The sequence below is a fragment of the Methanoregula sp. genome (assembly GCA_041645435.1).
Classification (GTDB): domain Archaea; phylum Halobacteriota; class Methanomicrobia; order Methanomicrobiales; family Methanospirillaceae; genus Methanoregula.
In genome coordinates, this window is sequence record JBAZQB010000001.1 from 302,665 (window position 1) to 326,237 (window position 23,573).

The window sequence follows — 23,573 nt, forward strand, 5'->3', positions numbered from 1 at the left end:
ACCTGAGACAACGAAATGCATCCTGCCTTGTTTTCTCTGTCAGCAGTATCCTTTTGCCCGAATGGCTACCGGCAAAAAAACTAAAAAAAATTATCCCAGCAGCAGTTTTTTGAGCTGGACAAACTCCTCAACCGTGTACTGTCCCTCGGCAGTTGTCTCACCCATATGACAGTACACCAGTTCAGAGCCAAAGAGCGGCAGCACTGCCCGGGCATACCGGAATGCAGAGCCCATCACCCCGCAGCAGATCGGTTGTTTCACCGCGTGCGTGAATGCGATCAGCTCGATGACATCATCGGCATTTCCCGGCGTGACAATGATCTTCACGATATCCCCGTACGCCCGGAGTTCGCGTTCCATGACGAACAATACATGCAGCGGCATCATCATGGGCGCATGGTGGGAAGCGATGATCTTTGTTCCCGCGTCCTTTACGCAGACCGCATTTTTTACAAACTGCTGTTCCACGTCCACGTATTCGACAAGGGAGACGATCGGCCGGATCTTCTTCTCCCATTCCTTACCGTCACCGAAAAACTGTCCCCCCTCCCGTCCGGAGCGGAGGGTTGCAATAATAGGCAGCGAACAGGTTTTTTTGCACTGCTGAACCAGCTTCTTCGGATCCCCCTTCATCAGGTCAAACCTGAGTTCAATCATATCGGCTCCCTGTTCCTGTGCACGGGATGCCTGGAGCGGATCCGTAAGCGCTGCAACGATCTTCATGTACCGTGGTGTTGGCCGGCTGCTCACAAAAAGATACGCCAAAACCTGAACGGGATTGAGACGACCGGTTGTCACGTGAGCGGTTTGTTCGTTACCTGACAAAAGATACCTGTTTATCCCTTTTTAAGGCAATAGATCTGTCACGGTCATGGAGAGCGACGCGATTCCCCCCTATATCCGCCTGTTTATCATCGCGATAGCGAAATGCGTGGGACTTGTCATTATTGTTCCCGTTGCAGCTGCTGTTCTCTTCTCCCAATCGGTCATGGCAACGGTCGCCCTTATCCCGAGCATGCTCCTCATCGAATACGGGGCTGCTCCCATCGGTATCGCTCTTGGCCTGCATCCTGCGTTTGTCCTTCTGGTACTGAGCAGCATGGCGCTGGGAATCACCCTGTGCATGTTCGATATCTTCGATACGATCGGTCAGCATTCCGAACGGGTAGCACAGTTTCTTGCACGATCGGAAGAAAAAGTAAAACAGTCCACGCTCATTTCAACATACGGCATCTACGGGCTCATTCCCTGCGTTATCACCCTGGGCCTCTATGTCTGTCCCCCCGTTGCATGGGCATTTGCGTGGCCCCGGCAACGCTCAATCATCCTGATCATGGGAGGCTTTATCGCCATTTCGGTAATCCTTATTCTTGTTACACTCGGAGTGTTCAGCATCATCTTCCATTAAAGAGGAGAGTCTTTTGTCCAACCCTGTCTGCATCCCCGGCAAAAAACCGCTTCCTGAGCTGCTCGCACCAGCGGGCTCGCCCGAAGCGTTCCGGGCGGCAATTGCCGCGGGTGCTGATGCAGTCTACCTGAGCGGAAAGCGGTTTGGCGCCCGGAAATTTGCTGCCAATTTTTCCGACGCAGAGATTGAAGAATCGGTCAGTTTTGCCCATGCCCGCGGCGTACGCGTGTACGTGACCGTCAATACCCTCATCCATGACCGCGAGATCGCAGGCACTATCGAGTATCTCATCTGGCTGTACTCGATCGGTGTTGATGCAGTCCTTATCCAGGATATCGGGATCGCTGCCCTGGCGCGGGAGATTGTTCCCGGTCTTGTCATCCACGCCTCTACCCAGATGACCATTCACGATGCTGAAGGGGTACAATGGGCGGCAGAACAGGGATTTTCCCGCGTTGTGCTCGCACGGGAACTCTCGCTTGCCGAAGTGGAGCAGATCGCAACCACTACCAAGGATACCGGTGTCGGGCTCGAGGTTTTTGCACACGGGGCGCTATGCTATGGTTATTCCGGGCAATGTCTCCTCTCCTCCGTCATCGGGGGCAGGAGCGGGAACCGGGGAATGTGTGCCCAGCCGTGCAGGAAACCCTACACGCTTGTCACCGGAACAACCGATGCCTATGGCAGGCCGGTACAGGTTCTGCCCCTCCCTGCGCGGGAACCCTATCTCCTCTCACCAAAAGATCTCTGCACGTACGGGCATCTGCATGCACTTGCCGCATCGCCGGTTACCTCGTTAAAGATTGAGGGAAGGATGAAATCCCCGGAGTACGTGGCAGTGGTTGTTGCTGCATACCGGCGGGCACTCGATGCCATCGCAGCAGGAGACAAGAGCCCGCTTCCTGACGAGATGGACAACCTCCTCATCGCGTTCAACCGCGGTTTTACGGCCGGGTATCTCTTCGTTAACCGGCACCGGGCACTCATGGGCAGGGATGCGCCCGATAACCGGGGATTGTTTATTGGAACGGTAAGCCGGTACGATGCGAAAACGAGAACCGCAGCCGTGAGGATCGATAGTGAAAGGGTACCGAAACCCGGAGACGGGCTCTTTTTCATCGATCAGCAATTCCCGGAACAACAATTCGGGTTTGCCCTCAATACTGCCCCGACCCGGACAAAGGAAAGTATCGTCCTTGCCCTCCCACAACCGGCAGGCCCGGGCACAAAGGTATACCTCACTTCTTCCGTGGACCTGACCGCCCATGCCCGGCAGATCATCGGTCATCCCTCGACAAACCTGCGCCACCCGGTACCGCTCGATCTTGACGTACGGGTAGACGATCGCGGTCGGCTGACTCTCGATGGCCGGATACATCCGGCTGACGGGCGGGAAATCACGATATCCTCCACGCCGGATATTACGCTTGTGCCGGCCGAGTCCCGCCCGCTTACGGCTGAACTGATGGAGCAGCAGATGAGAAAGAGCGGTGGCACCCCGTTTGTTATCGCGACAGTAACCATGCACTATGCCGGGGATCTCTTTGCCCCGCTTGCGGAACTGAACCGGGCACGCAGGGATTTTCTGGCACGTGCACAATCCGAACTTGTGGCCGCATCCCGTCCACCATCAGAACAGGTTTTGCGGGCAAAAACCTGCTGGCAGACGCGGGAAGGTGATTATCTCCCGGCAAATCCTGAGTCGCCGTCCGTCAAATCCCCCTCCCCGCTCCGGCTCGCAGTCTATACGGATTCCCTTGACGCGGTTCGCGTGGCCACGGAGTCGGGGATTGACCGGGTATATTTCGAACCGGATATCACTCTTCCGGACACTGTCACCAGCTGTTGTCATACTGAACATGCAGGGACAGAAGAACAGATCAGGATGGCTGTTGAACTATGCCGGACCCATAGTATTCCCCTTGTATGGAAGTTCCCCCGCATAACAAGAACGGCATTTTCTGACGCCATTCTTCCTTTGGTAAGGGAAGTATCTGGTAGTGGCATAGAGGGAATCATGGTAGAAAACCCGGGCATGATCCATGCTCTCCACCGGATCGCACCCCGGTGTGTCATATCGGGTTCCACCGGGCTGAATGTGTTCAACCATGTAACCGTAAAAAAACTCTCATCCGATTGCCACCTGCTCACCCTGTCACCGGAACTCTCCCGGCAGGAGTGCAGGGTTTTGGTATCTGCTGCGCGGAAGACGGGGCTGGATACCCGCTTTGCCCTGATAGTGCAGGGTGTCATTGAGGCGATCATCTCCGATGACTGCCTGCTGGAACCCCACCTGCACTGCAGGGGCGAACCAGAAAAACAAAAAGATGTTTTTTTTGGTATCCGTGACTCCACCGGCCACGTATTTCCGGTCCGCACGGATAGTGAATGCAGAACCCATATCGGCAATGCCGCTGAGCTCTGCCTCGTGGATCATCTTCCGGAAATCCGGGATATTGGCATCAGTGAAGTGGTGATCGATGCCCGGGGAAGGCCCGGGGCCTATGTTTCGGCAATGATACCTGTTTACCAGGACGCGCTGGGTATCCTTGCTGCCCTACAACCGGTGGGGGAAAAGAGACTGCAGGCGCTCAAAGACCGGATCAGGAAGTGTTCCCTGGGTGAGATCACCGCAGGTCATTTCATCCGGGGGCTGAAAGAATCATAAAAAATGCGGTGCAGTGTGGAGTTTTTTTAAAAACCTTCATCAGGTAAAAAACTGCAATCGTGTAATCAGGAATTAATATTTAAGGAGTGTCAGATATGCCTTCACCACTAATCCTTGTGAACCTGAAAACGTACCGGGAGGGGATGGGCAACCGTGCCCACATGATCGCACAGGCAGCAGAACTCGTATCGCGCGAAAGCGGGGCGGTTATTGGTATAGCCCCGTCATACATCGATCTCCACCCGATCAGTCATCACTTTGCCATTCCGGTCTATGCACAGCACGTGGACGGGTGTGAACCCGGCGCGAACACCGGGCATATTACCGTTGATGCGATCAAAGTCGCGGGTGCGGCAGGTTCCCTCGTAAACCACTCGGAACAGCGCCTGACTCTTGCAGATATCGAAGCTTCGGTCAGGGGCCTCGCGGCGCACAAGCTCATCTCGGTGGTCTGTACAAACAATGAGGCCGCCAGTGCCGGTGCCGCTGCCCTTGGGCCGGACTATGTAGCCATTGAGCCCCCGGAACTTATCGGAAGCGGCGTATCGGTCTCAAAAGCAAATCCGGATATTATCAGGAGATCGGTTGCTGCGGTCCACGCAGTACATCCAAAGGTAAAAGTATTGACCGGCGCCGGGATCCAGTCAGGAGAATGCGTAAAGATCGCCGTGGACCTCGGAACGGATGGCGTGCTGCTCGCATCAAGTGTAGTAAAAGCAAAAGATCCGGGCGCGATTCTTCGGGATCTCGTCTCAAAACTCTGATAACAAAATTTTTTCGTTTAAGGGCGAGTTATTTGAGGAAAAGGTACCAGATTCCCACAATCACCACAAATATTACAACGCCGATTCCGATGACCGTCATGCTGCTGATTTCCGTGGATTCTTCTGCCATGTAAACACGTCCTTGGTGGATTCAACCACGATAGGTAATCGTTTAATTATTACTATAAATACTCTCTGTCTTTACCGTATCCTGTCTTTCCGAGGATCTGAATACATATTTTACGATAATATGAGGCAGCCCAATAAAATGGGAAAAAGGATCAAACAATTAACGAGATCAGGTCATGCTTGGTAATTACACCCCGGACCATTCGGCCCTCCACCACCAGCACCGCGTGGTTCTGCTGGAGGATATTAATAACCGTCTCCACATCCATGTCCGGAGGCACTGTCGGAAATCCCGGCTCCATAAAATCCCGCACAACAAACAGGTGGGTCTTGTGCAGGCGCTGCTGTTCGATTGCCTTTACAATCACTGTTTCTGAAATGCACCCGACAGGAGATCCCCGTTCAATGACCGGCAACTGTGAGATATTATTTTTCTCGAAAATCTCAACTGCGCGGGTAATTGCGTCCTGAGGCTGGACAGAGAGCACGGGCATGTGCATGATCTGCGCTGCCTTGATCTTCTTGGGCTCGGAGCTGTTGAGCACCACAATGATCTTGTTGAGAGTACTTATTCGGGGGTCAACATTTCCTGCTTCGATCCTTGCAACCATTGACTGGCTGATTCCTGCCCGCCGGGCCAGTTCGGTCTGTTTCAGACCAAGCGATTCGCGGCGCGTGCGAAGTTCTTCCGGGGTTGGGATATGCATCTTGATTACTGATGGTGATAGAAAGTAATCAATCTTATGCTCACTTCAACGTGCCCATGATAAAAAGGTACACTTTACGCGCTGTTTCATCGGGCAATGGGAAATTGCTCTCTGAGGCTGGGTGATTTTTTCTATGAATCAGGGTTATTTTCCTCCCGGTCATGCAAAATTCTTTAAACAGTACTGCATATAGCTATCAACGATAACCCAATCCACACATTGTTGGATTAGTGTTCAACATGGCCGATTGTCTCTCTGAAGATGACGATGAAGAGCACCATCCGGTGTTTCTTACCTCTTTAATTATTTATCCCGGTACACATGGTGCAGAGCGAAAAATATGCTGTTCCATCCCGGCATATGCACATCTGTCAGCCTGTAATAACCCCTTGTCACAGATAATTCCGGGCGAAACAGGTGCAATTAACCCGGTTTTTCAGAACCGTTGTTCTTACGGGTTGATGGGATTATGAACAATAGAGGGGGTAAAACCCCACCCCCGGAAAAAATCGCCCTTCCCCAAAGTGCAGGATACGGTCCAGCTGCAATCGCCATCACACCACAACCTGCAGCAGTAAAACCGGCTTTCTACCTTTCACCTGTAACGTGTGCAGGGAAACTTCCGGCAAAAACAAACGGCAGAAAAAACAACCTGCTGCACAAAGATTCGCTTTTTATTATCAGGCGTGGTGAGATTTCCCACGTAGTAAGTGAAGATTACTCGTACAAAACCGACACGTACTATACTATCCTGCAAAAGGAGATGGAGGGAATGAAGATACACCCGTCCTCCGGTGCGGTGATCGATGCGTTTGTCGTGCCCATCTGTCTTGAACGGGCAAAACTCGCCGGTATCCCGGTCTGTGATTGGGAGATCTCGCAGGGATATGTACCGCTGCCAGCCATCATCTATGGCCTGAACTATTTTGCAACAACCGCGGAGTATATTACCGTCTATGACAACGAGGGAGCAAAAGAAGCAGTCCGGCATTTCACCAACAAAGGGAAATACCCTTTCTGTTACCAGAAACTGGGCGAAGATGTAAAAATCAGCGAGTGTACGGTAATCTTCGGAAAGACCGGTGGTGAGGATGACGCTGTCGCAGATATAGCCGGGAAAATCTATGATCTCTTTTCAATTCCTCTCTTCCAGATGGTGCTGGTGAAAAACGGAAATCACTCTGCCCTTTCATCGCTGTCTCCTGCCCGGTATTCTCACATGACCGACAATGAACGTGTGATCCTTGAAGCATTCCTGTCCCACCAGGAGTTCCTATGAGCCGGCTGGGGATCTTCGTTGACCGGAAAACCCTTTCGAATTCCGAGCAGCTGAATGCCCTGATCCGGTGCCGTGACGTTGCCGAGACTCTGGGTCACTCAGCGAATTTTATCTTCCCGGTGGATATCCAGAAGATCAAAAAGATGGATGCGCTCTTTATCCGGGCCCGGACTGACCCGATGAATATTACCTATGTAGCCGCACAGATGGCAGGGTTTCATGGAATCCCGGTCATTGATGATCCGGATTCGATACGGTGCTGTTCGGATAAGATCCACATGTATTCCCGGTTGATCAAAAAGAATGTCTCTCTCCCAAAGACGGTCTTTTTACCCAGGCAGGAGCTGAATGTCGAACGGGTGACCCGGCTTTTTGACGAACTCGGCACGCCACTTGTAGTGAAAGAACCTTCCACTTCCTTCTCCCTCCGTGTCGAAAAAGTAAGCGATATTGCAGATTTTTTCAAGGTTGCCCACCGGTTCATCAAGATGTCTGACTGGATTGTCGTCCAGCAATATATCGAGAGCAAATATGACTGGAGGATCGGGGTGCTTGATGGTAAACTGCTCTATGCCTGCAAATACACGATTCCTTCGGTCACGTTCAAGATACAGGCCTCGGTCAATGGTCATATTGTCTATTGCGGGGTTGACAGTGTTCCGCCCGAAGAGGTTCCGCCCCACGTGATCCAACTGGGGATCGATGCGGGGAATGCCATCGGACGGGGATTGTATGGCGTCGATATAAAAAACAATAACGGCGATGCGTACGTGATTGAAGTGAATGACAACCCGTCGATCGAGAGCGGTGAGGATGATTGTTATCCCCGTGTCTTCGAGACGATTATATCCCATCTTTTTGCAGCGTGATTGTTATGGAAAACTGGTTACTACGTGCTGAAACGATCTGTATGGAATGCGGCGGTCACTGCTGCGATGAGGCTCATCCCCCGGTATCATCCGCGTGTTGTGAGCGTCTGACAGCGGCCGGGGTATCCCCCGATGTATTTGAATTCGTCGGGTACAAGCGGTTAAAAACCCGGGAAAATGGTGAATGCGTCCTCTCAAAGAATGGCAAATGCAGTATTCATGCCTTTAAGCCCGAGACCTGCCGGTCAGGACCGTTTACCTTTGATATGAACGGCGACATGATCGCAATTTACCTCAAACATGAGCGGATCTGTCCCATTGTCGGCCTGTTAAAGGAGATACCGGAAGCGTACCGGCAGCAGTATGAGCTTGCAGTCAGGAGTATCACGCACCTCGTTAAGAATCTGACCGATGACGAGCTTGCGGTGATCTGCCGGATCGAAGAGCCCGAAACCGACAAAGTGGCAGAAATCCCCCGGTAGGATCATCTCTGATTATGACGATCGGCACCGAACACGAGTATTCTATCAACGATAACCGGTTTAATCCCCTGCCCCTATCGGACGAGATTATTAAGACGATATGCGGGAGGTACGAGAGCGAGATCCTCTTTGGGGATGTGAAACTGGGAAAGGAACTCCAGAAGACCGTGCTCGAGATCATTCCCCGGGTACCTGTGGATACTCTATCGGTTCTCGAATCGCACCTCATGAGCGGGATCCACAAGTTTTATCGCATATTTCCCGACCAGTACCGGTTGCTGGGCCTGGGGATGCATCCCACCTTACGGCTGGAACAGACGGCTGTCTGGGACCATGATGAAGGGGAATATTACGAGATGTATGACCGGCTCTTCAACATACAGCAACATGGCTGGTTAAACATACAGGCACTCCAGATCAACCTGTCCTACAGGAATTCAAAGGAGCTCGTCCTGCTTTACAACCGGTTGCGTTGTATCCTCCCCTACCTGATCGCCATTACTGCTTCCTCACCGTTTGTTGAAGGAAACCTGACCGGCTCCATGGACAACCGTCTGGTATACTACCGCGAGAACCAGCGGGAAATGCCACGGATCTGCAATGGCATCATTCCGGAAAAGATCCAATCGGTTGACGATTATCATTCCTCGCAGGAAGAGATCTATGCAGCACTGAAGAAACGTGATGCCGGTATTCTCTGCGAGGAATGGCTGAATTCCAGCGGGGTGATCATCCGGTTCTCACGCAAATGCCTTGAGATAAAGGCGCTTGACGAACAGGAATGCATTCATTCGGACATGGCTGTCTGCGCATTTGTCCGTGCCCTTCTCCGGTGTAAGTCACTCCCGGTTGAAACGGATCAGGATACTCTTATGGCACTCACGGATCAGGTGATCCGGAATGGCACCAGCGGGCTGCGGTCAGACCTTGATAAACTGTATGATCTGGCATGGAAACATGCAACCGAGGATGAACGCCAGTATCTCCCGGTGATCCAGCAACGCCTCGGTAAGGGTAGTCTGGCAGAGCTCATGCGGGATCGTTATAAAATTAATGCAGATCTCTTCCCTGTCCTGTCAGATATGGCGACGTCTTTGCAAAAGAACGAACCATACTTCACCCCATAATTCGATAACGGTCTGTAATCACAACACTTAATACCACAATGCATGTATCCATTGGTTGAGTGAGGGGGACATGTCGCGTCAACTGGTTTCAGAGGCACAGGGGTATGAAATTTTACAGAAAATGGGCGTACCGATTCCCCGGTATGCACTTGCCACTTCCATTACTGAGGCAGTTTCTGCTGCTGAAAAAACGGGATTTCCCCTGGTACTGAAAGTTGTCTCTCCCCAGATCGTCCACAAGAGTGATGCCGGCGGGGTGATCACCGGTATCCGGAATAAAGAAGTGCTGCTTGGCGCATATGACAAGCTCCTCACCAATGTCCGAACCTATAATCCGTCAGCAACAATTGAAGGGATCATGGTCGAGCAGCAGCTCGAGAAGGGACTGGAGATCATTATTGGCGGGAGGATCGATCCGGCGTTTGGAAAAGTGATCACTATCGGTATGGGCGGGACTCTGGTCGAACTGATAAAAGATGTATCACTACGGGTGCTCCCGGTCACGGCTACGGATATCAATGCCATGCTCCATGAGCTGAACGGGTACCGGTTGATCAAGGGGTTCCGCAACGAACCCCCCCGTGACAAGGAAGCACTGGTAAACCTTATCGACACCATTGCACATTTTTTTATGGAGAGCACTGATATCGTGGAATTCGATATCAATCCGGTCTTTCTCTATGAGCACGGGCTGTGTGCGGTGGATGCCCGGTTCTATACGGATGACACCCCCCTTCCTGTGAAACCGGAACCCGTCCGGCCACTACCCAAAGAACTGCTCCATATCAAATCCATCGCATTGATCGGTGCTTCTGCTGAACCCAACAAGGTAGGCTATGCGGTACTTCGCAATCTTCTCTCGTTTCCCGGAACACTCTACCCGGTAAATCCGAAACACCATATGATCCTTGGCCGCACCACCTATCCTTCACTTACCTCCCTTCCCGGCCCGGTCGATGTTGCAATCGTGATTGTCCCGGCAAAGGTTGTCCCTTCGATAGTAGAAGAAGCAGGAAAGAAAGGGATATCTCTTGTCGTGATCATCTCCTCAGGATTCCGGGAGAGTGGGCCTGTGGGAAGTGAACTGGAAGATCGTGTCATTTCCCTTGCAAAACAATACAATATCCGGATTATGGGTCCCAACTGCCTGGGGCTCATGTTCCCGCACCAGGGGATCAATTCCACCTTTGATCCGGTCTCTCCAAAACCCGGAAATCTTGCCTTCCTGTCCCAGAGCGGGGCGATTATCACAACCATGGTGGACTGGAGTCTGCCCGAAGAGATTGGGTTTTCTGAAGTGATCAGTGTCGGCAACCAGGCAGATCTCACCTTTGAAGATTATATCCTCTTTGCTGCTGATGATCCGGACACAAAAGCCATCATCATGTACGTAGAGCAGATCCGCAACGGCAGACGTTTCATGGAGATCGTGCGGCAGGTCACACCAAAAATGCCGGTTGTGGCAATAAAAGCCGGTTCATCGAAAATTGGCCAGATGACTGCTGCATCCCATACGGGTTCCCTTGCGGGCAGTTACGATGTATACCAGGCAGCCTTCTGGCAATCCGGTGTAATCCCTGCGCGATCGATGCGGGAGGCATTCCAGACCGCCCAACTCCTCGCATCGGAAGGGTATCCCAAAGGTATCCGTGCAATTGTGATCAGCAATGCGGGGGGTTTTGCGGTCCTGTCTTCCGATTACGCAGACATAATGGGTATTGAGATGGTGGAGATTCCCCCGGCGGTAATCAAAGAACTGGACTCCATCCTGCCCGTAGACTGGAACCGGCGCAACCCCATCGACATGGTCGGTGATGCAAGCGCAGACCGGTTCGCCCGTACATTCGATGTGATGATCCGTAACCAGGATCTCTGGGATATCGCTTTTATTATCGCAGTCCCATCGGCTATTTCCGATCCGATCCGCGTTGCCAATGAGCTGGTCCGGTTCTCAAAAAGCACGCACAAGATGATTGTCGGGTGCATGATCGGTGGCGATTCGATGAAGACCCCCTTGCGGATATTGAGGGATTCCGGCATCCCCAACTTCCCGGATCTTGAAGATGCATTCAAAGCAGTAGGCAACATCTGCCGGCACATCTGCTGGGAAGAGTTCCACGGGCGCCGGTGCAGTACAGATAACCGGTAAACGTGCTGTCCATCACCATTATAACGTAATCTTTTTCAAGATCTGCCCGTTCCGGAAGATGGTGATCACGCCGCCGCTCTGGGAGACGACGATACCCACCGTTTTTGTAACCTGCGTAATGGCCGCAACCGAGTTATGCCGTGTCCCCATCCCCGGGGGGAGTTTGACACTGCTCGTGTCGACGGTAATGTAACGTCCCACAGATTCGACAAAACCATCCCCGGTAATGATAAACGCTCCGTCAAGCTGGGCCAGGGCCTTGATATTTTCCTTGAGCTCAGGATTCATGATACGGCGGGCTTCCGGGCTATGTCCTTCGAACGGATTTAAGATGATCTGGCGGGACTTTTCCAGCACGTTTTTGGTATCGCCAATGAGAAATGTTGTCCCTACCGGTTTTCCTTCCCGTCCTTCAATAGAGATCTCCGTGCAGATGTGAAAGACTGCATCAAAGACTTCTTCTTTTACATCGCTGTCTGCTACTACGAGGTCTTTCCAGGTATCCGTACTGATTCGCACAACGCCATCCCTTTTACGGTCCGTGATATCATTACCGATACAGAGAATCTCTACAATATGCCCCTTCTCGTCGCGGATGGCTTTATTGATCCAGGCGATCCACACCCGGTCACCGTTGCGCCGGACATTTTCATTCACGTTGACGGCATATCCTTCGGCATTGAAACCCAGATCATCTGCCATCATGGAGAGATCATTACCCGAACGGGTCTTTGCCGGAATGATCGTGCTGTTGACGTTCTTTCCAATCACTTCATCGCTGGTATAATCAAAGAAGGTGAGTGCATAGTGATTGAAGAACGTGATAATACCCTGCATGTCCATCCGTATGATGATACTCTGGGTGTTCTGGATAACTTCGCGGTACTTTGCCTCACTCTCTTTTAATGCGTCGGCAATCTTCTGTTTTTCTGAAATATCGGTTACGACAAATGTTCCGCCTTTACAGATGTCGCGGGTGTCGAGAGGCAGCACCTGAAGCTGGCATGCAATGGTTTTTTTATCTTTTTTCACAAAGAGGCACGTCGCGTGGGAAACTCCCTGTGCATCCCGTTTGATCTGCAGTTCCCGGGAGATAAGATCAAAATCTTCAGGAGATGAGAGAAATGCCCGGAGATCTTTTCCCACCAACTGCGACTCATCATACCCGAGAATAGCAGGGAACTGGCGGTTCACCCATTCGATGATGCCATTGCGTGCCTGGAAGATACCCAGCGGGGTTGCAGAGAGGATGGCGGCAAGCTGTTCATTCTGCGCCTTGATCTCGCGTTCGGATCTCTTGCGCAGCATGGTCTGCTTGATCAGGTTGACCATCTCAAAAAGTTGCGGCCGGAGATCACCTGTTTTCGGAAAGGCAATCTCAGTTCCGTGGGCAACTTCCATAACGGCAACCTTACCCGAGCTTCTCCTGCCGAGCAGGATAACCGGGGTTACATTTCCCACGGATTTGAGATACTTGATGAACTCGATCCCGTTCATATCCGAGACAAATTCAATGCCATTCACATCCGGCTGCTGCTCGTACGCAACGATAACATCGTAATTGCGGCCTTTAAGTTTTTCAATGGCCTGTTTTATGGTATGGGCATTATCGATCTTGATCTCCCCGGTCTTTTCTAAAAACGAGCGCACTTGTGCAAAAAGATCCGTATTGTCATCGACAAACAAAACAGAGATCATCGGGCATCTCCCGGAGAAAATTGCGTTGAATTCACTACTAAGAGGTGGATGGCTGAATGATAAATAGTTGTTGAGAATGGCGCACCGGGAAGGGTCGGGAAAAACAGAGGGGCTGAAAACGATGAGCGGATAAAAGGATAAACCGGTGATTTCAGGAATCCGGTACTTCTTCCAAATCATCGTCAGATTCCATGTCAATCTCCTCTTCAATACTATTTTCCTCGTATATCCACCATCCGATTATGAGGATAATGGGGACCCCGATGGGAATGGCAAAACCGCCCTGGAACCGGCATAAAGCGGATACCCCCAGAATGATCCCTCCGCCGATAGTAAAAAAAGAAGCGTTTTTGAGCATCGAAGATCTTTCATCACTATAAGCGTAAATCGTGGTGAGAAGACCGACAAAAAGAATTATTGATCCCATTGTCCATAAGCAGGCTGCAGCAATGTTGAATAATCCCGTATTCTGGCCAAAATAAATATAGGAAATATCCTGGTAACCAAAAACCAGGCAGTTCCCCAATTCTGATTGCTGAAAACGGAAAAATGCCCACTGTACATTGACCAGCAGCCAGTTCCCCCACATGTAGATGTTGAGGGGGATCAAAAAAATCAGGCACTGGAATAGCAATGAAGTCCGGTATTTATCCATAATAACCCCTGTGCCATAAGGAACATCGCTGTTTTTTGCCAGTCAGATTAATCATACCTGCAAAAAAGCAAATTGTCAGAAAAATATTAGTTGAAATTTATTCCTCGGTATGCTGGACGATCGCCAGCTGGTACATCCAGTCCATGAGCGGGTGGCATTCTTCGACAACGCACTCCAGCTCGCAACCGATACACGGGATTAATTCATCTCCTGCCAGCAGGTCGGAGGGATTGACCGGCATCTGCCGGGCTTTAAGGAGGTAGGTCTTGATCCCGTCCTTTTTGAATTCGATCCGGTCGATGAGTTCGCCCTCTTCGAGTTTCTTGACAATACGCGAGCACTTCCGGCTATCAACACCCAGCTCTTTCCAGAGCTCGCTCTGAAGAACGCCTTCAGGTTTTGACTGAATTAGTTTCAGTGCTTCATCAACAGGATCGTCCACAGTTCCACCTTTGATCATTTCAGATAACCGGTGCGATGGTCAGGATATTGTTGCCCCGGATTACAACGGTTCCAAGGCTCCTGCCCCGCTGGTTATCTACAAACTCGATCGTCTCGTCCATGTGGATATTGAGATACTCATCCACAGCAACGAGACGGCCCTGCAGTTTCCTGCCTTCGTCTTTGATCTCTACGGATATTTTTGAATCCACAAGCGCAAACACTTTTTTTATCGGCAAAACAATTCCGTTAACCATCTGCCCTAATTTGGGATGTAAGATAATTAAAGTTTGCTCATTGCACCGGTCCTTTGAGCTGTACGTACGTGTCCATGAGCAATAGAGAGAGGAAAATACTGCTGCAAAAACGAATGGGTAAGTGATAGCGAATCAAAAAAAAATTGCATTGTAGAAACAGGCATGAACGGGAGTTCACACCCGAACCATGAAAAACAAGTTTGTGATATTCCCCCGCCTCAGGGCCTCTCTTCAGGCACGGCGGGGCAAGGAGGTTTTAGAATATTTAGACCTCAAACGCCGCGGGGGCGCCCCGTCGGGGGCGGCGACGTTCATCATTACCGGGGGTATGGGGGTCTCAACCCCCATTATCATATCTTGAGAACACGATTTTCATATGAAACCTTTTTTCACGTAATATATTGCCCCCCCTCTTGCGCCACCAGTCCCCCGTTGGGGGACGGGCGCAGTGCGATAGACCGAGTAAGGTTACAGGTAATACGTTTCGCAATAGGGGGTGCCCCAGTGGCGGGGGCAAAGCCCCAGGGAGCGTCAGAGTTTTCTAAATGATTTCTCCAGAGCAAAAAAGATTATTCGGGAATCGGCGCCCAGCGTGCCCTGAGATCTTTTTCAACGGCAGGCAGGGTGGTGTACTCCATTTCCTCTAATGAAAGACGATGGGGTTCAAAGGGCCCTTGTGATCGGATGATATCGGCAAGATCATTGCACCGGGAGCGGACCCGGTCAAATGCCGGGTCATCAAACATATCTGCAGGGCCAATCAGTTCGCCGTTGCAAATCTGGAACCCGAAGCAGATGACCCGGGGTGGACCGTCGAACCGCGTCATGTTTGCATCACACAGACCTACGGGCATAAAAGGGCCATGGTGTGATCCCCGCATCCAGCCGGCCACAAGTACCGGTGTGCAGAAGGGTTCGAGCACTTCACCAACCGCAGGAAAACCACTCTGAGAGCGGACAATCATGACCGGATCGTCCTTACCCACATACCTTCCCGCAATCAGGCTCAGGCGCTGGGTGCTGCTGGAAGCTGCAATCACACCATCCCGGGTAAACACGTGCTTGATAACGTACCGTGACGGTGCCCCGATATATGCAAGAAGACTGTAGATCTCTTCGGGGCATTTGAACATGATCATGCGCTTTTCCATGAGGTCATGGACCTCGAAAATGAAACCCTTGCGCATCGAAGGGTCTATTACCAGCCCGGAAGTATTGAAGGGATCGGCAAAAATCTTGTACAGGAAGAAGTTCCATGCACCCGGCTCGGTCTTATCTGCCATAAAAATAAGAACGGGATCACTTGCCCGCTCTTCAAATTCCATTTCTGCGACGCCGGGCCCGAGACCTTTGACATTTCCGGAAAATGCATCCGAGAGCATGTCCTGTCCTGCGCCGTAGAGTTTCATGCTCTTGGCAATTTTGGTGCATTCCATGAACACGTCCCATGCCAGCTTGTGGACTTTCTCATTGTCAACGCCATGCGTATGGGTCATGATCAGCTCGAGATCATCCCCACAGTGAGTGACTAAGCAGTCAATGAGGAGCTTGCCTTTCTGGTCCTTGAGCATCTTTGCCGCTTTTTCCAGAAGTTTCGGGTGGGTGCGGGAGTGACCGGGAAAACTTCCCACATCTGCTTTAATAACAGAAATAGTGGTTTTTGGCATACGAGATCACTATAGAATCTCTTTTATATATAAAAAAGTTACGTTGATTTTTTATTTATGGATTTTCTGACAAGAGATGCGGAACCATAGGAACTGAACGCTTTAAAAAAGACAAGACTTTCCGCATAGGCCATGGCTTCAATTGCCTGTTCGGTATCGCCGTCAACCGCATAGAGCTCCTTGAAAAATTCTTTTATGGCAAATTTGCAGTTCCCGTCAAATATCTGCGTGTCCGTTTTGCCGGGGTTTAACGGCCGGTATTTGCCAAGCGTCCATTCCTGGATACTTTTGTAGAGTGCAGGTTCATACACTTTTAATGTGGCGAATACAACATCCTGCCAGAAGGTCCCGACATTTCCTTTTATGATATCTCCTTTCGGGAAGTGCTGGTTGATGAGATCCCGGGGAGTACCGGTGATCCCATGCTGGGCTATGCCGACATGCAGGTGATTATCCCGCAATGCTTTGGCAACGGCCTGCGTCTGCGGGATATCGATGGAAAGTTGTTCAACGACATTTCCCTTGTCATCATATACGTGCCCGTGCGTGCTGCCATTGGCAATCGCAAGCACATGGGGATAAACCCCGTTTTCCTGTAATGCTTTGATAAATTCAACCGCTTCTTCCGGTCTCGTAAGAATGAGCCCGTGGCCGTCTTTTCTCCCAATTTCACCGACTTCCACTTCAAGACCGAACTCCTTTCCATTCATCCGTTTTGTGATGTAAAGGGCCAGATCCGTGGTCGCCTGGATATTCTTTTCAAGTTCTTCCCTTACGGTTTTTCCTTCAAAATTGAAGAGGTGGGAGGCATCAATGGCAAAAGATGTGTATCCAGCAGCGATCTGTGCATCGATCAACTGTTTCGTTCCATCGATCTCGGCAGGATTTCCGGTTTTAATCGATATATGATCCGCATGAAGAGCCCATATATCACACTGTGCTGCCTTTGCAGCTTCATTCATCTTTTCTGAGAATGTTTTTGGGGTGAACCCGGTATACCCTCCGCTCAGGTCACATTCAGACCTGGCAAGCTCCATAAATAGTGCAGAATCGGTATCTTTCGCTGCTTTAAAAATCCCCTGTGCGACAGTAGCAATCCGGATATTCGCAGCCATAATTATTGCTTTCCGGCCGGAAATGCCTTTCAATATTGTCGAACCGGGGATTGGGCCAAAAGTATTCTTAGTCATAGTTCCTCACTCCTGTTTCATCACCCATCAAGCATAAACTTTTCAATCAGCCGGATCTCTTCTTTACACCCGATATAAATAGGTGTGACATCGTCGATACCTTTAGGCTGGATATCCAGGATATCGCCCTTTCCATTGCTGATTGCCCCTCCCGCTTCGGCGATGATTTTTCCCATGGGGTTTGCTTCATATAATAATCTTAGTTTTCCCCGTTCCCTTCCTTTGAAGCCGGGATAGGTAAATACACCTCCCTTATGGAGAATCTGATGGACATCGGCAACAAAACAGCCACTGAACCGGAGCTTATATCCAGAATGCTCAAGATGTTCAATCCACCGTGCATGTGCAGGGAGGTAATCCCTCCTCAGGGCGCCGGGTGCATATATCTTCCCTTCCGGAATTTTGAGATCCTGGTGCCTTAAGAAAAATTCACCCGTACCGTCTTCAGCGAATTCATGAACTCCCTTGCCGGTGGTAAATGTCAGGGTTGTCAGAGGGCCGTAGAGGATATAGACGGCAGCAATCATTGTTGCGCCCTTTTCAAGGACATGGCCGGGATAGATGCCGATGATGGAACCCGTGCAGAGGTTTACATCAATAAGCGATGATCCATCCAGGGGATCGATGACAATCCCGAAATTGTTCTTCGCATCTTCAACTTCGATGATCTTATGCTGTTCTTCCGTTGCGATATAACGGACAAGCCGCGTCTGCTGTAATCCTGAAATGAACACATCATCAGCGTACATATCGAGAGCCATCTGCTCTTCGCCGTACATGTTTTTGGTCTGTTCATCTGCCGGGGTTTTCCTGATTGAACAGAAAAATCCTTTCTTCACCTGTTGAGCCTGTTTTCCTAAAAAAAGAATTAACTCCATCAGGTTTTTTTCTGTTCCTGCACGGACAAGGAAATCTTTGAGTATCATTTTTGCCATCCTCTGCAACAAAGAGCGTTACATCACAAATTATCCAAATGGATATCCATGATCTCTATGTAGTCGTTTGATGCCGTTGTTTATCAGGATTATTGTCATGCCGTAACGATCAATCCTCCCCCCATCTTACCTATCTCATGCCGAACAGACTGATACCATTTATCTGCCACCTTAACGTCACGCGCGGATAAACGAATCTGACGTGACGGATACTTTCACAGGGCCGTCATAGAGAGTAAAACGATATTAAACCTAAATTGGATTATTGAAAAAATTGCTCTGTAGAATTCATTTAGAAAACTCTGACCGCTACTATGGATATCATGTATCCATGGCCTTCTGTGGCCCAAAGGGCCATGAATAACTCTCGGGGGATTTGCCCCCGCCACTAGGGCACCCTCCGTTGCGATGACGATGTATTACCTGTAACCTTACTCGGGCTATCGCGCTGCGCCCGTCCCCCAATGGGGGACCGGTGGCGCAAGAGGGGGGCAATATATTATATAAAAAAAGGTTTTCTCCAGATCAGAAAAAACGATTGTTTCTCATTTCATCAATCATCGTATGAGTTCTCTGCCGGAATCCTGAACTTCACTTCGAGGACTCCGTTTTTGATCGAGGTCTGTATTGATCCCGGATCTACCGGGGGGAGTGAGGCAGTAATATGATACTGTCGGTCACCGCTGTCGGCATCTATAATGAGTTCATCTCCCTTTACAGCGAGATGGATTGAATCTTTGGTTGCACCCGGCAGTTCGGTGATTACCATCACTTCGTCTCCTATACGGTGCACTTCCGGTATGGGTTCTGAACCAGAACGCGCAGGGATTGTTTCAGGTTCCTCGATCTGTTCAGGAGAGTTATCACCATTCTGGATAACCACGCGGTAACCGTATACCTGCGGTATCCCGGTTCCGAAATCGCGGGCCATGCGGGCAAAGAGATGGTCAGCAAGTGTGTCCATCTCCCGGAATATATCCTGTACATCATCGTTCATTTGATTTCCTCCTTATTTTTCAGATTTTTTTGTTTTGGGGGATTCTTCTTTTTTTTCCAGTTCTCCGGTAAGTTTTTTAATGGCGGCAAAATCCTTTTTACCGTGATAGGTAGCCTTTCGAAGTGCATCAAACGCAGGACTGTCAGTGTCCTTGTGCATCATACCGGCACGGGCGAGTGCTGCTGAAGCATTTTTCAGGATGATGCGCTGCTCCTCATTATAGAGCATCTGCCATGACTGCTGTTCTGAAATTTCGATTGCCTCACGGTCCAGCGAGCCCCTGACGTTCAGCAGTGCAGCATCGAAGTGCGCTTTTGTGATCATCACATTCTTGATGGCGTCCTTTCGTTCCTGCTCGCCCCGGGTACCCATTACGACAATGAATTCACGCATTGCCGCCATCTTGGCTTCCCGGACAAGCGATTCGATATCTGCACCCACGTACCCTTCGGTCTGTTTTACCAGTGCATCGATATCCACATCCTTGGCAAGGATACTTCCCGTATCCCCACCGAGGTAGACTTCGAAGATCTTCTTCCGGCTGTCTTCATCCGGTGCCGGTACGTAGATGTGCCGTTCGAGCCGACCGGGACGGAGCAGGGCATCATCCAGCATGTCCGGGCGGTTCGTTGCTGCAAGGATGGTGACATTCTTGAGTTCTTCCATGCCGTCGAGTTCAGTCAGGATCTGGGAGACTACACTCTCGGTTACGTGAGATGACCCCTCAAAGCTTCCCCGTTTTGGGACCAGCGCATCGATCTCATCAAAGAAGATGATAGACGGCGATGCCTGCCGCGCTTTCCTGAAGATCTCCCGGACACCTTTTTCAGATTCCCCGACCCATTTCGAGAGCAGTTCAGGGCCTTTGACCGCAATGAAGTTGCACTCGCTCTCGTTTGCTACCGCTTTTGCAAGCAGGGTCTTTCCCGTGCCGGGCGGACCGAAGAGGAGAATTCCTTTAGGGGGTTTGGTCTGGAGTTGCTCAAATACCTCCGGGTACTTCAGTGGCCACTCAACTGCTTCTTTGAGCTCCTGCTTGGTTTCTTCAAGTCCACCTACCTGTTTCCAGGTGATATCGGGTACTTCAACAAGCACCTCGCGCATTGCCGAGGGTTCTACATGCTTACGGGCCTCGGCAAAGTCATCGTTAGTTACCCGCAATGCATCAAGTACTTCATTGGGGATCTCCTCATCGAGCTTAATCTGGGGGATTATCTTTCGAATTGCATGCATTGCCGCTTCTTTCACAAGCAATGCGACATCCGCTCCTACAAACCCGTGGGTGGAATTTGCGTATTCCTCAATTTTCACATCATCTGCCAACGGGACGCCCCGGGTGTGTACCTGGAAGATCTCCATGCGCCCTTTTTTATCCGGGATACCGATCTCAATCTCCCGGTCAAACCGTCCCCCACGGCGGAGTGCCGGGTCAATGGAATCCGGCAGGTTGGTTGCGGCGATCACAATAACCTGCCCGCGTCCTTTCAGACCGTCCATGAGTGCAAGCAGCTGGGCAACCACGCGTCGCTCCAGTTCTCCCTTGGTGTCTTCACGTTTGGGTGCGATGGAGTCGACTTCATCGATGAAGATGATCGCTGGTGCATTAGCCTGTGCTTCTTCAAAGACTTCCCGGAGTTTTCCCTCGCTGGCCCCATAGGTACCGCTGACGATCTCCGGGCCGGAGATGGTGATGAAATGGGCATCCACTTCATTTGCTACCGCTTTTGCGATCAGGGTCTTACCCGTTCCCGGAGGCCCGTAAAGCAACACACCCTTAGGCGGCTGAATCCCCAGGCGTTCAAAGATTTCAGGGTGCCGCAGCGGAAGTTCGATCATCTCCCGCACGAGTTGCAGTTCCCGTCCCAGTCCCCCGATGTCTTCATAGTGAATGTCGGAGAGCTCCCTCTTTCCCTCTTCGGGTTTGTAAGGCTCTTCCTTGAGTTCAATCTCGGTCTCATCAGTAACAATCGCAATTCCTTTCGGAGCGACTTTTGCTATCACTAACGTGATTGAATTGCCGATCACATCCACGCGGACAGTCTGGCCTTCCATCACCGACCGGCCGCGTAACACCCGTGCAAGGTACTGTTCACCACCGACAAGGCGTATCGGCTGGGTGGGCTGAATCACCACCTTTTTGGCATACACAGCCTCAGATTTTTTGATCTTTACCCGCTCGTCAATGCCGGTACCGGCATTCCCCCGTATGTTTCCGTCAATGCGAAGGATGGAGTACCCGGTATCCTGTGCAAACCCGGGCCAGACAACTGCCGCTGCCTTCTTCTTACCCTGGATCTCGATAACATCTCCTGAGACCAACCCGAGCTTCTTCATCACTTCGATACTTACCCGTGCGATTCCGCGACCGGCATCATCATGGGTTGCTTCTTTTACTGTAACTTCTGCATAATCCTTTTCTGTCATCGTAAAACACTTCGTTCATTCAAGGTTTACCATAAGTTAGCGTTCCATACTATATAAAATGCTTGTACGCCTCCCCTAAAAGAAATTCCAAAGAATCATGGTATAGATTTCTGTCCGAATAAGGCGGGGTTTCCCATTTCGTATCTGATTACCCGTGCTCTCGTCATCAATAGACAACCGGTAGTTGCTACCAGACAATAAACAAAAAAATCTGCGTTATTCCAAATCAACTTTACTTGTTGAAAAGACAAGCCAGTTTTAGTCCAGAATTGAAAAAAGAAGCCTTTATCTGGTCTTTACTGCAACGTGTATAGCATGAGTATTGTCGCTGATGCCAAACGTGGTATCATTACAGAAGAGATGAAGATCGTTGCCAAGCAGGAAGGAGTCACCGAAGATTTTGTCCGGCGCGGTGTTGCAGGAGGCCATATCGTTATCCCGGTCTCACCCTATAGAAAAGTAAAAATATGCGGGATTGGCGAAGGGCTCCGGACCAAGGTTAATGCATCGATAGGGACCTCCACTGATATCGTTGATATTCCCCAGGAGATCGAGAAGGCAAAACAGGCCGAACGTGCTGGTGCTGATACCCTGATGGAACTTTCTACCGGTGGCGATTTTGTCGAGATCCGCAAACAGGTAATCGCTAATACCTCCCTGTCTGTTGGCTGTGTTCCCCTCTACCAGGCATTCATCGAGGCGGCAATCAAGGACGGCGCTGTCGTCAACATGAAAGAGGACGATCTCTTCCGGATCACTGCCGAGCAGGCCAAACTCGGAACCAACTTCATGGCCATCCATACCGGCATCAACTGGGAGACGGTCAAGCGCCTGAAAAACCAGGGCCGGCACGGCGGACTTGTGTCACGTGGCGGCGCATTCATGACCGCATGGATGCTCCACAACGAAAAAGAGAACCCGCTCTACAGCGAGTTTGACTACCTGCTTGAGATCATGAAAGAACACGAAGTCACGCTCTCCATGGGTAACGGTATGCGGGCCGGTGCAATCCATGATGCAACCGATCGTGCCGCCGTTCAGGAACTACTCATCAATGCTGAGCTTGCTGATATTGCGCACAAACAGAATGTCCCGGTCATTGTCGAAGGCCCGGGACATGTACCAATCGACGAGATCGCTGCTAATGTAACGTTGATGAAACGTGTCACCAACAATAAGCCATTTTACATGCTCGGCCCCATTGTTACCGATATCGCCCCGGGTTACGATGACCGGGTTGCTGCGATCGGTGCTGCAATCTCCTCCTCTCTCGGTGCTGATTTTATCTGTTACGTCACTCCCGCAGAACACCTTGCACTCCCGACCCCTGAGGAGGTCTATGAAGGGGTTATGAGTTCCCGCATCGCTGCCCATGTCGGGGACATGATCAAACTAAAAAAGACGCGTGACCTCGATCTTGAGATGGGACATGCACGCCGTGATCTTGACTGGAACCGCCAGTTTGCCGTAGCAATGAACCCGGCACGGGCACAGGCTATCCGCAAGGAGCGTATGCCTGCTGATACTGACGGGTGTACCATGTGCGGCGACTATTGTGCAATCAAGATTGTGAATAAGCATTTCCAGTTCTAATCAGGCCCCCCCATTTTTAACCACGCCATCACCTCCTTTTTTATGGGTTTTTATAGGCCCCTGATAATCAAACCCTTATGGATTCTACTGTCAACTATTGTCTGACAGTAATGATGTAATGCTCCAAATTTAAC

At 50.7% G+C, this 23,573-nt stretch carries 21 protein-coding genes; 10 read left to right on the plus strand and 11 right to left on the minus strand.

Going from position 1 to position 23,573, the window contains the following annotated elements; genetic code table 11:
- Positions 1-90: 90 nt before the first annotated feature.
- Positions 91-798 carry a type I 3-dehydroquinate dehydratase gene (locus WC593_01480; GenBank protein MFA4823808.1) on the minus strand — a complete coding sequence of 236 codons (708 nt, stop codon included), beginning with the start codon at positions 796-798 and terminating at the stop codon, positions 91-93.
- Between the two features lie 73 nt (positions 799-871).
- Here WC593_01480 and WC593_01485 point away from each other — a divergent pair, with 73 nt between their 5' ends.
- The 3 genes from WC593_01485 (at position 872) to tpiA (ending at position 4,840) form a co-directional block, all read left to right on the plus strand.
- Complete coding sequence (locus WC593_01485) at positions 872-1,408, plus strand: hypothetical protein (GenBank protein ID MFA4823809.1); 537 nt, start codon at positions 872-874, stop codon at positions 1,406-1,408.
- Between the two features lie 13 nt (positions 1,409-1,421).
- Positions 1,422-4,076: a DUF3656 domain-containing protein gene (locus tag WC593_01490; GenBank protein MFA4823810.1), complete on the plus strand. Its 2,655-nt coding sequence runs from the start codon at positions 1,422-1,424 to the stop codon at positions 4,074-4,076.
- 95 nt (positions 4,077-4,171) lie between these two features.
- Positions 4,172-4,840, plus strand: a complete 669-nt coding sequence (gene tpiA, locus WC593_01495) for a triose-phosphate isomerase (GenBank protein MFA4823811.1) — start codon at positions 4,172-4,174, stop codon at positions 4,838-4,840.
- A gap of 281 nt (positions 4,841-5,121) precedes the next feature.
- Here tpiA and WC593_01500 read toward each other — a convergent pair whose 3' ends face one another.
- Positions 5,122-5,676 carry a CBS domain-containing protein gene (locus tag WC593_01500; protein ID MFA4823812.1) on the minus strand — a complete coding sequence of 185 codons (555 nt, stop codon included), beginning with the start codon at positions 5,674-5,676 and terminating at the stop codon, positions 5,122-5,124.
- Positions 5,677-6,145: 469 nt separating this feature from the next.
- Here WC593_01500 and WC593_01505 point away from each other — a divergent pair, with 469 nt between their 5' ends.
- The 5 genes from WC593_01505 (at position 6,146) to WC593_01525 (ending at position 11,582) form a co-directional block, all read left to right on the plus strand.
- Entirely contained in the window at positions 6,146-6,955 is an 810-nt protein-coding gene (locus WC593_01505) for a RimK-like ATPgrasp N-terminal domain-containing protein (GenBank protein MFA4823813.1), read from the plus strand.
- Complete coding sequence (locus tag WC593_01510; protein ID MFA4823814.1) at positions 6,952-7,824, plus strand: ATP-grasp domain-containing protein; 873 nt, start codon at positions 6,952-6,954, stop codon at positions 7,822-7,824. Before WC593_01505 ends, WC593_01510 begins: the two co-directional genes overlap by 4 nt.
- Positions 7,825-7,829: 5 nt before the next feature.
- The gene (locus tag WC593_01515) at positions 7,830-8,306 is read left to right on the plus strand and encodes a YkgJ family cysteine cluster protein (protein ID MFA4823815.1); all 477 of its coding nucleotides are present in this window, start codon (positions 7,830-7,832) and stop codon (positions 8,304-8,306) included.
- A 14-nt stretch (positions 8,307-8,320) separates the two neighbouring features.
- Complete coding sequence (locus tag WC593_01520; protein MFA4823816.1) at positions 8,321-9,433, plus strand: glutamate-cysteine ligase family protein; 1,113 nt, start codon at positions 8,321-8,323, stop codon at positions 9,431-9,433.
- Positions 9,434-9,503: 70 nt separating this feature from the next.
- Positions 9,504-11,582 (plus strand): acetate--CoA ligase family protein, encoded by a 2,079-nt coding sequence (locus WC593_01525; protein MFA4823817.1) that lies wholly within the window; start codon positions 9,504-9,506, stop codon positions 11,580-11,582.
- An 18-nt stretch (positions 11,583-11,600) separates the two neighbouring features.
- Here the strand turns inward: WC593_01525 and WC593_01530 are convergent, their stop codons facing one another.
- From WC593_01530 to WC593_01545, 4 genes are all read right to left on the minus strand, one after another.
- On the minus strand, positions 11,601-13,280 hold the full coding sequence (locus tag WC593_01530) for a PAS domain S-box protein (protein ID MFA4823818.1): 1,680 nt from the start codon (positions 13,278-13,280) through the stop codon (positions 11,601-11,603).
- 151 nt (positions 13,281-13,431) lie between these two features.
- The gene (locus WC593_01535) at positions 13,432-13,935 is read right to left on the minus strand and encodes a hypothetical protein (protein ID MFA4823819.1); all 504 of its coding nucleotides are present in this window, start codon (positions 13,933-13,935) and stop codon (positions 13,432-13,434) included.
- 97 nt (positions 13,936-14,032) lie between these two features.
- A complete protein-coding gene (locus tag WC593_01540) occupies positions 14,033-14,377 on the minus strand; it encodes an Lrp/AsnC family transcriptional regulator (protein MFA4823820.1) in 345 nt (114 codons plus the stop codon).
- A gap of 19 nt (positions 14,378-14,396) precedes the next feature.
- Positions 14,397-14,633: an LSM domain-containing protein gene (locus tag WC593_01545; protein MFA4823821.1), complete on the minus strand. Its 237-nt coding sequence runs from the start codon at positions 14,631-14,633 to the stop codon at positions 14,397-14,399.
- Between the two features lie 187 nt (positions 14,634-14,820).
- Here WC593_01545 and WC593_01550 point away from each other — a divergent pair, with 187 nt between their 5' ends.
- The gene (locus WC593_01550; protein ID MFA4823822.1) at positions 14,821-14,994 is read left to right on the plus strand and encodes a hypothetical protein; all 174 of its coding nucleotides are present in this window, start codon (positions 14,821-14,823) and stop codon (positions 14,992-14,994) included.
- Positions 14,995-15,202: 208 nt separating this feature from the next.
- On the opposite strand, the gene fbp is transcribed toward WC593_01550, so the two are convergent.
- From fbp to WC593_01575, 5 genes are all read right to left on the minus strand, one after another.
- Positions 15,203-16,300, minus strand: a complete 1,098-nt coding sequence (fbp, locus tag WC593_01555; GenBank protein ID MFA4823823.1) for a fructose-1,6-bisphosphate aldolase/phosphatase — start codon at positions 16,298-16,300, stop codon at positions 15,203-15,205.
- Positions 16,301-16,338: 38 nt separating this feature from the next.
- The gene (locus WC593_01560; protein MFA4823824.1) at positions 16,339-17,490 is read right to left on the minus strand and encodes a class II fructose-bisphosphate aldolase; all 1,152 of its coding nucleotides are present in this window, start codon (positions 17,488-17,490) and stop codon (positions 16,339-16,341) included.
- Positions 17,491-17,510: 20 nt separating this feature from the next.
- Entirely contained in the window at positions 17,511-18,416 is a 906-nt protein-coding gene (locus WC593_01565; GenBank protein ID MFA4823825.1) for a class 1 fructose-bisphosphatase, read from the minus strand.
- Between the two features lie 562 nt (positions 18,417-18,978).
- Complete coding sequence (locus WC593_01570) at positions 18,979-19,422, minus strand: hypothetical protein (protein MFA4823826.1); 444 nt, start codon at positions 19,420-19,422, stop codon at positions 18,979-18,981.
- A gap of 12 nt (positions 19,423-19,434) precedes the next feature.
- Positions 19,435-21,846 (minus strand): CDC48 family AAA ATPase, encoded by a 2,412-nt coding sequence (locus tag WC593_01575; protein ID MFA4823827.1) that lies wholly within the window; start codon positions 21,844-21,846, stop codon positions 19,435-19,437.
- A 315-nt stretch (positions 21,847-22,161) separates the two neighbouring features.
- Here WC593_01575 and thiC point away from each other — a divergent pair, with 315 nt between their 5' ends.
- Positions 22,162-23,439: a phosphomethylpyrimidine synthase ThiC gene (gene thiC, locus WC593_01580; protein ID MFA4823828.1), complete on the plus strand. Its 1,278-nt coding sequence runs from the start codon at positions 22,162-22,164 to the stop codon at positions 23,437-23,439.
- Positions 23,440-23,573 lie beyond the last annotated feature (134 nt).